This is a genomic window from Halalkalibacter flavus (genome assembly GCF_036663575.1).
Classification (GTDB): Bacteria; Bacillota; Bacilli; order Bacillales; family Bacillaceae_D; genus Halalkalibacter; species Halalkalibacter flavus.
Window position 1 is genome coordinate 1 of sequence record NZ_JAWRVK010000297.1, and the last position, 258, is coordinate 258.

Below are 258 nucleotides of genomic sequence, written 5' to 3' on the forward strand. Positions count from 1 at the left end.
GTTGCAGCCGGCTGTTGACAGCATGGAGGGTATTTGGACGCCGTATGAGGAAGCAGCGGCCATGCGCCAGCTTGAGTATGCATTCATCGGTTCAAAGCAGACAGTAAAAGAGAAAATGGAAGATTTTTTGGCTGAGACAAAAGCGGATGAATTGATGTTTGTGTCACATATTTACAATCACGAAGAGCGGCTCCGTTCTTATGAATTGCTTGCGGAACTGAAGAAGGATTAGATTGGTGGACCCGTTCCGGACGATCC

1 pseudogene is annotated in these 258 nt (G+C 47.7%); it reads left to right on the top strand.

The window, feature by feature from the left end:
• A pseudogene (locus SAY88_RS25250) lies at positions 1 to 232 on the top strand (LLM class flavin-dependent oxidoreductase); the annotation flags it as partial.
• Positions 233 to 258: the final 26 nt, after the last annotated feature.